Source organism: uncultured Brachyspira sp. (assembly GCF_944390595.1).
In the GTDB taxonomy this organism is placed as follows: Bacteria; Spirochaetota; Brachyspiria; order Brachyspirales; family Brachyspiraceae; genus Brachyspira.
This window is the reverse complement of sequence record NZ_CALXRN010000143.1, coordinates 1-10,509: the sequence shown is the minus strand read 5'-3', so window position 1 is coordinate 10,509 and position 10,509 is coordinate 1. Positions and strand designations below refer to the sequence as shown.

The following is a 10,509-nucleotide window of genomic DNA, read 5'->3' as shown; positions in this document are numbered from 1 at the left end:
GGAAAGAACCATCTTTTTTATTTATTCTATGTGTTAAATATTTTTTAATATCATTAAGTACATAATCAGGACCTGCGGCAGTTGCTCCTTGGTCATGCCATTGCTGGTACTGCTGAACTATTGTATCGAATGTTATGAAAGTAGAGTAATAATCGGCAAAGTAATAACCAAGTCTTACTATACCTTCAAAACCATGTCTTGTATAATATGAATATTTAGGTATGCCAAATTCTCCAGTACCTATAGTGTATCCTGTGTTTACACCTTCATTGAAGTATGATAAATCAACACCAAAATATATAGGCAAATTAAGTAAATAAGGCTCTGCAAAATTAACAGCTATACGTTTTTGCTGCTCTCCGAATTCTCCACTAAGTCCTAATTGAAGACCTCTTCCTAAGAAGTTATTTTCTCTTATAGAAGCAAATACTTTAAAACCAGAACCAGTAGAGAAACCGCCTCCTCCGGATACCATAGCAGTTTTTCCCTCAGTTACATTTAAAGATAATTCCATTAAACCTTCTGCTGAACCAGGTTTTACTCCGACATTAATATTATCAAAGAACTGAGTATTATATAATCTTTCCTGTACTCTTTGTATTTTTGCTGTATTAAATACTTCACCAGGTTTGATATCAACATATCTTTGTATAACAAAATCTTTAGTTTTAGTATTTCCTGCTATAGTGATATTTTCTATATGAGCTTTATCGTTTTCTACAATATCATACATGATATTAACTATTTTATTTTCTTCATTCACCGTAATTACAGGTATAACTTGTCTGAAAATATATCCTCTCTCAGAATATTTATTTTGTATTCCTTGATAGTCTGTCATGTGATATGTATAATTATACAAAGCACCTTTTTTTGATTTTATATCTTTTTGTATATTGTCTGATGATATAATAAAGTTTCCTTTAAATCCTATATCACCGAAGTAATATTTATCTCCTTCTGTAATATATATATCTATTATTAAATCCTGTTCATTTTTTATCTGCGGATCCCGCCATTGATACGTAAACTGTACATTATCTACCTTAGCCCTATAATATCCTCTATCAGCATAATATTTAACAACCTTAGATTTATCATCTTCAAATTTAAACTCATTAAATTTACCAAGAGATAAAAATCCGTTTTCTTTAGTAGACATTTGTCTTTTAAGTTCATTATCAGAGAAATGTGTATTACCATGGAATCTTATATTTGCTACTTTAACTTCATTTCCTTCCACTATGTTCATTTCTATTGTAACATCAGAAGATTCCTTATTTTCTATAACTTTAGGTTCAACATAAGCTTTTAAATATCCCTTATCCTGATAGTTAGTTATTATAGCAGTTACAGCATCATTAAGTTTCTGAGGTATATATGGATCTCCTGCCTTCATAATTGATTTTATAGCATCATTAAGTGCAGTTCTGCTTAGACGCTTATTACCGATATATTCTATATTCTTTATGATATATCTCTCAGCAACTATAATATTTAATGATACGCCGTAATCTGCTCTGTTTGCATCAATAGCAACTCTGTCAAATAATTGAGTATCAAATAGTTTTTTTATTGCCTCATTTATTTCTGCTCTTTGAAATTTACTTCCAACTTTTATAGGAAAACTGTTTTTTATCTGATCTTTTGTAAGTCTGGCTTCTCCTATAACATCTATGGATTTTATAACCAAACCTTCATAAACAGCTATGTTTCTAGCATTCTGTAAATTTGCAAAATCACTTTCTGCTGCTACTAGTATTGCAAAAGCAGCAGCAAGAACAACAAATGAAAATAAAATAATACAATTCTTCTTAATAAAATTCACTAAAATCTCCACCGTGTAACTATATTAAAATCTTGTCCTTTTCCTTGTATATCGAAAGGATTTATTTTATACTCAAAAACAAAATTTGCAAGTTTATAATTTTTTAACAATGATACTTCAAAGCCGAATTGATGGTCAAAATAGTACGGATCTACCGGTTTATTATTAATTGTAGGTCTTGTAGTATCATTAACCCTGTATGTAACGTCATATTTTAAATATAAATATTTAGATACATATTTTCCTATACCAACACTTGTATTATCCCATACAGATGTAGGACTTAAATTGTTATTATTTGTAACAAATAGCAGATTGTTAACTACTGTAGGGCTTAAGTTTATATAGTCTATACCTAAGAACTGTCTTATCCATCTCTCTACAGGTCTTAAAACAGTACTTCTTAATAATAAATCGCTGTAATTCATAGTAAGCTGCTGCAGCTGATCGCTGTTCATAGTGCTTCTTGTTGTTGTACTTTCAGCAAACATTTGATCTTCTCTGTTTCCAAATGTTCCCTGAGGTATTCCTGCTAATTGATTAACCTGATACTGTCCCAATGCAGGTATAGTGTAAAATCTTACAGGTGATATTCTGGCATTGCTTGAAGACACTAATTGTGATAATCTGGCATCCATTTCCATATATAAAGTAACACTTTCTCCTGCTATTTCATTTTCAAATGATTGAGAAGATGTGTTTGCTGTTGTAGTCGGATAATATTTTTTATATGTGTATGCTGTAGCTTCAATAATAGGGTCTAAACTGTTATTAGGAGGAAAAGTAACAGAACCTCTCTCTAATTGATATATGTTTTGTAAATAATAAATACTTCCTCTATCAACATTTACAGTTCCTGTGAGTTCTATACCGTCCATAAGGCTGTTATATACACGCATTTGAGAACCTTCTTCAAGATAAACATCTCCTACTAAATTGTGTGCTACCCTAACTTGTTTCCATGCCTCTATTGTAAAGTCCCAGTATATTTTACTTAACATTCCGTACACTCTTTCTTTATAAGTGTTCTGCTGTGATATTGCAAGCTGAACATCGCTTTTCATCAAAGTAAATATTCCGCCTATTCTAGGAGAAGCTATATTTCCTCCTACTGTAATATCAACATGTACAGGACCTCTTATTTTTGCAATACCCAAATTTAAATTTCCGTCTAATAATCCTAACTGCTCATCGGAAGAAAGCAAATCGAAAGCCATATAATTGATACTGTTTTTAAATATTTCAGCCTCTCCGGTAATGCTTAAATTTTTCTTTTTCTTTGAAGTAAATGTTAAATTATTAACATTAAACATGTGTCCGTCAAAGTTAAAATCAACAATAGTATCATCAAATATATCATTAAAATAAGCTATTTTTACTCTTTTTCCATGTCCTAAAAATCTTCCGTCAATAGCAACATTATCGCTGTCTCCATGAACATGTGCATATAATGTATATGGTTTTCCGTCTACAAGGAAATTTGTAGGAGATGAGTTTATTTCTGTAAATAAAACATTAAATATTTCAAATACTTCTACATTTATTATATCAGATGTTATAAGTAAATCTACCTGATCTTTTTGCGTATTTTTTATAATACCATCTATATTAAGCATATCATAGTTATCATATACATAAATTAAATCAGTTCTAGTTAAATTGTCTTCTTTAGTGATTGTACCGCTAACACCATGATTTTTTGTATTTGTGAATGTTATATTTGTGCCGTCATAAGTAACAGTTGTACCGAACTCAGGAAGTTTTCTCTTGTTTATTGTTATAGGAGTTGTTTGTATTCTAAATTCCTGTTTTCCATCAACTAATCTTCTCATATTATAATCTATAGTACCGGAGTATGAACTTAAAATAAATAAATTATTTACTTCAACTTTCATATTTTGCAAATCTTTTGAGAAATATGCATAAGGGATTTTTACTTCCTGTTTTTTAGCGAAAGTTTTTGAAAGAACATTTCCGCTGTTTCCTGTCTTTGTAAGCAGAACATCCTTTAATTCTAATTCACTGGATTTATAATATCCTGTTAAAGAAACGTCAAATCTTTCGCCAGGAATTTGGAAGTCTTTAATATCCATTTTTTCTAGATAAATTACAGGATCATTCATTAGTCCTATTATTGTTGCATTTGCTGTCAATACTCCATATACTTTTCCATTAATATCAAAAGGAAGCTGACTTACTGTTATTTTTCCATATAAATTATTTTTATTAATAGAAGAATCTAAAGCAAATATTCCATTATTTTCTATATCCTTTAATAAGGCTGTAAATTTATTTATTCCGTCGCTTGAACTTAATATACCGTTTCCGGATACTCTGTTTTCCCCGTAATCTAAAGTTATATTTGTAAACATTAAACTTTGATTGGATAATTCAAATTGAGTATTTAAGGCAAATATAGGTGCTAAATTTTTCTTTGCTTTAACATTTCCGTATATATATATTGGCTGCTGAGTATAATTATTTACAGATACATCAACATCAATATTTATATCTTTTATTTTTAATTCTTTTGGAGTATTTATATTTAAGTCTAATACGCCGTTTGTAGATATATAACCATTAGCAATTATTTCTGATTTATCTGTTGAGGCATATATTATTTTATTTCCATTAGTTGAAGTAGTTGTAAATCCGCTTAATCCATAATTTCCAGCTGGCGTATCTATATTTCCTTTGATTTTAACATTTAAGTTTTTATCATATTCTATTTGAGCATTAGCATTTATACCGCTGCTGTCAGAAAGTCTGTAATAAATATCATCAATATCTATTATATTTTTATATGCTGATACTCCTATTCTTAATAAATATTCTTCTGTATAAATTTTTCTTGAAAATGCTTTTAATGTATGTACATTTCCTTTTCCATGAGTATACATTGCATTACTCATGGTGTAGTCTATATTTAATGATGATAGATTGTCTATTATGTTTTGACCTAATAATACAACAAATATATCCTGCGGTATAACTCCTTTAGCAGATGCTAATATAGGTGTTGTTTCGTCTAATGAAAAAGTAGCATCGAATGGCTGTCCGTATTTATTTTTAACTAAATTAACATATATTCTTTTTTCCGGCCTATTGTATGTAAAATTAAAAGATAATGGATTTGATAATGAATTTGCATAGCTTAATGCTGAAATTGTAAATCTGGATTTAATTTCTTCTTCATCAACTTTAGTAGGTTTTAAATAAACTTTAGCATATAAATTATTTGTTCCTACTTTTATATCAGATGCACTTACAGAAACAATACTTGATATAGGATCATCTAATGAAACTATTCCGCTTGCTATTATATTTCCTCCTAATGCAGTTATATTTGCATTTGAAAGTATTATATTATTATTTGTAAGTTCAGCATTTACTGCTACATTAAATAATTTATCTCTCACTTTTAAATTAAAATCTATATAAGAATCTTCATTTGGAGAGTAATGACCGTAAGCATTTATATCAGCATCTCTGAAAGTAGATATGCCGTTGCTTATAGCTGTTATTGTTTTATTATCTAATTCTACAAATCTATGTACTATTGGGGTATCCAAAGCTATATTCATAAATTTATATATTGTGTCTTTAGTTAATTTTATATTTGTAATAGAAAAATCTAGTTTTTGAGTATTATATTGATAGTTGGCTTTTATAAAATCATTTTTATTATTATTTTGTAATCCTGCCCTTAATCTGTCGGAATAATTAGTAGCAAATAATGTATAGTTAAATAAATCTCCATTTTCATCTTTGGCGTATATTATTGAATTTAATTCTGATAAATTAGTTGAGCTTTCAAATGAAAAATGTATTAAAGTATTATCAGGAAGATTAATATTGTATGATAAAAAATATCCGTATGATTTAAAATTACCGTTTAGTGAATTAAGAGATACTTCTGTTGTATTGTTATTACCGTCAATTATTTTGGCAGAAAAATTAGCTATGTTTATATTTTTATCCATGAGTATTGGAACTACAGTATTAACAGTACTTTTTACTTTTTCATATATATTTTTATTTGTATCTCCGTTTTGAAATATTGATGTATCCAGTAATGCAGGATATATTTCAGCATTATTTATATTTATATCACTTAATAAATATATAGGGTCTCTCTTTATAAGTATTCTTAATAAATTAAATTTTAAAGATGCTCTGTCTATATTGAAAAAAGCATCCGGTCTGTTTTTTGAATAGAGTTTAACATTATCTAAAACTAATTCTAATCTATATGATATGCTTATATCTGATATTGATATATCTATAGGACTTACTTTATTTATATAAGTTATAATATTATCTAAGTATCTTTGTTTATTATATAATACCAATGATATACTAAATATAGTGGGTATTATAAAAGCTATCAAGGTTGTAGCTATATACATTCTAAATCGCGAGTACTTTTCAGTTTTACGCACTCACAAAATCCTTTTAATTTTTGTTTCCTAGTTTTATTATACACTATAATTAAAATATAGTAAGTGTTATAAATAAAACCTATTTTTACAAAATTTGTTATATTTAACCTATTTATTTTCGTAATTTTTTCATTTGTATATAATATAATAAGTAGAATTTATTTTAGAACTTTATGTAACATAAACAATATAATTTGACAAATAAATAAAATAAAACTATACTATTATTAAATAATAACAGTTTATTATTTGGGGGTATATGTATGTTTAAAGAATTAATAAGAAACAAAATAGATATAGTGAAAAGCGTTTCTAATTGGGAAGAGGCAATAAGAAAAGGGGCTCAATTATTGCTTGAGAATAAGTGTATAGAACCAAGATATGTAGATTACATAATAAAAAATATTAAAGAAACAGGACCTTATGTAGTGCTTGGAGATGGTATGGCTATGTCTCATGCCAGACCTGAAGACGGCGTTTTAAAAAATGGTATTACTTTATTAAAAATTGTTGATGGTGTTGATTTTGATAACAATAATAAGGTATTTTTATTGTTTACATTAGCTGCTGAAAATAATGAGCATCATCAGGAATTAGTTGAAGAGATAGCTGATTTATTAAATGAAAGTGAAAAAATCAAAAGAATAATGTATGATGATTTAACTGACTTAGAGATATATGATATTATACTTCAGTAAAATAATTGCTGTATGACTTTTATTGCTGTTTATTTAAAATAGCTGTATTAGATTTACCGCAGCTTTAATTTATTTTCATTAAATATGAAACATTTTAATCATATATTTTGTTTGTTTTTATATTTTTAAATTGAATTCTTAAACCTGTATATTATTATGATTTATTTTTTGTATTCTATTTAATGGCAAATATTTATTTGTGAAATTTTCATAAATAATTAATTTATTAGTATTTTATATATTAGAAAAGTTTTTTATTATAAAGTAAATAATATTATTATTTTATCTGAATATAATAGTTTCTTTCTATAAAAATTTTTAAACGTTTATTTAAAAATAAAAAAGAGATGTTATTTATTGTTTAACATCTCTTTATATGTTTATTTTATAAAAAATTAATCTCTTCTTCTTTGTGCCAACATTAATAATCTTAACAATGTAAGTATAGCAGTAACAGCAGCAGCAACATAAGTTAAAGCAGCAGCAGATAAAACTTTTTTAGCACCATAAAGCTCTTCCTGATCTAAAAAACCGCCTTTATCTAATATTTTTATAGCTCTGTTGGAAGCATCAAATTCTACAGGTAAAGTTACAAGAGAGAAAAACACAGCAAAAGCAAATAGTATAATACCTGCCATCATTACATAATATGAAATTCCTCCCATACCTCCTATCATGATACCTAATAATACTAAATAAGGTCCGAATTGATCTCCTATAGCACATAAAGGATAAAAACCATTTCTTATAGAAAGAGGAGCATATCCTCTGCTATGTTGTATAGCATGTCCTACTTCATGTGCGGCAACACCCAAAGCAGCAACATCTGTGCCGTCATATACACCTGCAGAAAGTCTTAATACTTTTGAAGAAGGATCATAATGATCTGTCAATGTTCCTCCTATTCTTTCAACAGGTATATCTATTCCATAACCTTCTAATATGTATTTTGCAGTTTGTGCTCCTGTAATACCTCTTTTATTCTCCATTCTGCTGTATTTAGAATAAGTAGATTGTACTTTCATCTGTGCCCAAAAACCAAGAAGTATTCCTGGAATCAGGATCCATATATATCCAAAATAGTATTCAAAATATCCAAACATTAAAAAACCTCCTATATTTTAAATTAGTATTTTTCATTAATTTTTTCGTATACATTATAACATTTTTTTATAACTATGTTAATAGTTTTAATGTAAAAATAAATTTTATATTAAATTTATTATTTTTTAATAAACTTTATCAGCATTCTTTACTGTGTATTTATTATTGCTAGTCATAAACTCGCTTTATAATAGCTGACAACTAAAGTTATCAGCTGCTCGTTTATGACAGGAAATTAATAAACTTTATCAGCGTTCTTTACTGTATAATTTATTATTGCTAGCCATAAACTCGCTTTATAATAGCTGACAACTAAAGTTATCAGCTGCTCGTTTATGACTGAAAATTAATAAACTTTATCAGCGTTCTTTACAGTATATTCTATTGTTTTTCCTACAGCCTCCAAAGTTTTTTTATCTAATTTGTCTATAGTATCTTGGCTGGTATGATGAAATGGATAACCCATATCTATAACATCAATAAATGGTATTCTTTCATTTAAAAAAGGGGTATGATCATCTGTTATAGTTCCATAATGTTCATCAAAAAAATATTTTCCGTATCCTAAATCACCAGCATACTGCCATACCTTATTATATATAGATGAATAATATGTATGAGCAAAACTTTCATATTTGAATTTAGCGTCTTTACTTCCTACCATATCAAGAAGTATGCCAAATTTTATTTTTTGTTTATCTATTATCTTATCTCTTAAAATAACTTCGTTTACAAAAGCAATGCTTCCCTGTATCCAATCTGTTTCTACTAAAGAATTTCCTTCTACATCAAATAAATTTCCGTCATCTTCTAAATCAAATAATACAAAACATACACTGTAAGGCAGATCATTATAATTTTTTAAAGCTTTCATAAGTTCAAGTAAAACCCCGCTGCTGCTTGCCCCGTCATTAGCTCCGCTTATTGGTTTATTTCTATTAATTTCTATAGGATCTTTTTCAGCTACAGATCTGCTGTCAAAATGGCTTGTTATAATTATATAGTTGTCTGTTTTCCCTTTTAAAAAAGCATAAATATTTTCTCCGTTTCTTCCTTTTATGTATGGAGCTTCAAAATTATGACTAAAAACTTCATATCCCATATTGGATATTTCCTGTTTGAAAAAATTTCTTACTTTTTTATGTGCTTCGCTTCCATAATTTCTAGGACCTAAATCAGTTTGTGCTTTTATATAATTATAAGCGTTGTTTACATCAAAATAGAAATTTTCATTTATTTTTTTATCATTGAGTTCTTCAGCAGTATTTGCTTTTGCATTAGTGCATGAATATAGAAATATCATTGCTATTACAACAAACATTGTTATGAATTTCATAAATTATAGTTCCTTTTTAATAAAAAATATAACTAAATTTTTTATAGTATAAGTTAAAAGCCATAAAACAGCAATATAATTGTATGTTTATATAGTAAAAATGGTGCTATCGGAATTTTTTTATAAACATTTAGTCTTTACTTTTTTTTAAAAAGTATTATAATTGTTATATATTGAAAGTTAATATTATGTTGCTATTTTTTAGGGGATGACTAAATAGCAGGTAAAACATAATATAGATGGCTTTAGAAAAATAAAAATTACAAAAATATTTTAAGCACTATTCATGGAGGGTAGTTATGATTATCAACAATAATATTTCTGCATTAAATGCAAACAGACAATTGAGCTTAAATGGAAGTTCAATGACTAAAACAATTGCTCAGCTTTCTAGTGGTCAAAGAATTAATACAGCTGGTGATGATGCTTCTGGATTAGCAGTATCAGAAAAAATGCGCTCACAATACCGCGGTTTACAACAAGCTACTAGAAATGCTCAAAACGGTATTTCTTTCATTCAAACAACTGAAGGTTACTTAAATGAAACTACTAACATTATGCAAAGAATGAGAGAATTAGCTATTCAATCTGCTAACGGTATATATTCTGACAGTGACAGAGCTTTAATTCAAGTAGAAGTTAATCAATTAGTAGCTGAAGTTGACAGAATTGCTTCTCAAGCTGAATTCAACAAAATGAACATGTTAACAGGACGTTTCGCTGCTGATAGTCAAACTCCTATGACTTTCCATATTGGTGCTAACATGGATCAAAGAGTATCAATAAACATAGGTTCTATGACTGCTGCTAATTTACAAGTTGGCGGAGACACTCCTATTTCTATTTCTTCTGTTGAAACTGCTAACCAAGCTTTAGGAAGAATTGACGAAGGTTTACAAATGGTAGTATCTCAAAGAGCTGAATTAGGTGCTGTTCAAAACAGAATGGAATCTATGGTAAAAAGCTTAATGATAGCTACTGAAAACACTATCGCTTCTGAAAGTGTTATACGTGATGCTGATATGGCTTCTGCTATGGTTGCTTATACTCGTGAGCAAATCTTACAACAAACAGGTGCTGCTATGTTAGCTAACGCTAATA

At 28.1% G+C, this 10,509-nt stretch carries 6 protein-coding genes; 2 read left to right on the top strand and 4 right to left on the bottom strand.

Going from position 1 to position 10,509, the window contains the following annotated elements; genetic code table 11:
- Both bamA and Q0J90_RS08650 read right to left on the bottom strand, forming a co-directional pair.
- Positions 1 to 1,828: outer membrane protein assembly factor BamA (gene bamA / locus Q0J90_RS08655; protein WP_297277522.1), on the bottom strand; the 1,828-nt coding region annotated here is incomplete at its 3' end.
- The gene (locus Q0J90_RS08650) at positions 1,828 to 6,237 is read right to left on the bottom strand and encodes a hypothetical protein (RefSeq protein ID WP_297277523.1); all 4,410 of its coding nucleotides are present in this window, start codon (positions 6,235 to 6,237) and stop codon (positions 1,828 to 1,830) included. The genes Q0J90_RS08650 and bamA, both read right to left, overlap by 1 nt.
- Positions 6,238 to 6,533: 296 nt before the next feature.
- On the opposite strand from Q0J90_RS08650, the gene Q0J90_RS08645 reads away from it, so the two are divergent.
- Positions 6,534 to 6,968, top strand: a complete 435-nt coding sequence (locus tag Q0J90_RS08645; protein WP_297277521.1) for a PTS sugar transporter subunit IIA — start codon at positions 6,534 to 6,536, stop codon at positions 6,966 to 6,968.
- Between the two features lie 395 nt (positions 6,969 to 7,363).
- Here the strand turns inward: Q0J90_RS08645 and Q0J90_RS08640 are convergent, their stop codons facing one another.
- On the bottom strand, positions 7,364 to 8,071 hold the full coding sequence (locus Q0J90_RS08640; RefSeq protein WP_297277520.1) for a zinc metallopeptidase: 708 nt from the start codon (positions 8,069 to 8,071) through the stop codon (positions 7,364 to 7,366).
- 347 nt (positions 8,072 to 8,418) lie between these two features.
- Positions 8,419 to 9,408, bottom strand: a complete 990-nt coding sequence (locus Q0J90_RS08635; RefSeq protein ID WP_297277519.1) for a M28 family peptidase — start codon at positions 9,406 to 9,408, stop codon at positions 8,419 to 8,421.
- A 299-nt stretch (positions 9,409 to 9,707) separates the two neighbouring features.
- Here Q0J90_RS08635 and Q0J90_RS08630 point away from each other — a divergent pair.
- On the top strand, positions 9,708 to 10,509 hold an 802-nt coding region (locus Q0J90_RS08630; protein ID WP_297277518.1), incomplete at its 3' end, for a flagellin.

Excerpts from the sequence above, each read along its gene's own strand:
- Q0J90_RS08650 (WP_297277523.1), bottom strand. The coding sequence starts at position 6,237 with ATGTATATAGCTACAACCTTGATAGCTTTTATAATACCCACTATATTT.
- Q0J90_RS08645 (WP_297277521.1), top strand. The coding sequence starts at position 6,534 with ATGTTTAAAGAATTAATAAGAAACAAAATAGATATAGTGAAAAGCGTT.
- Q0J90_RS08640 (WP_297277520.1), bottom strand. The coding sequence starts at position 8,071 with ATGTTTGGATATTTTGAATACTATTTTGGATATATATGGATCCTGATT.
- Q0J90_RS08635 (WP_297277519.1), bottom strand. The coding sequence starts at position 9,408 with ATGAAATTCATAACAATGTTTGTTGTAATAGCAATGATATTTCTATAT.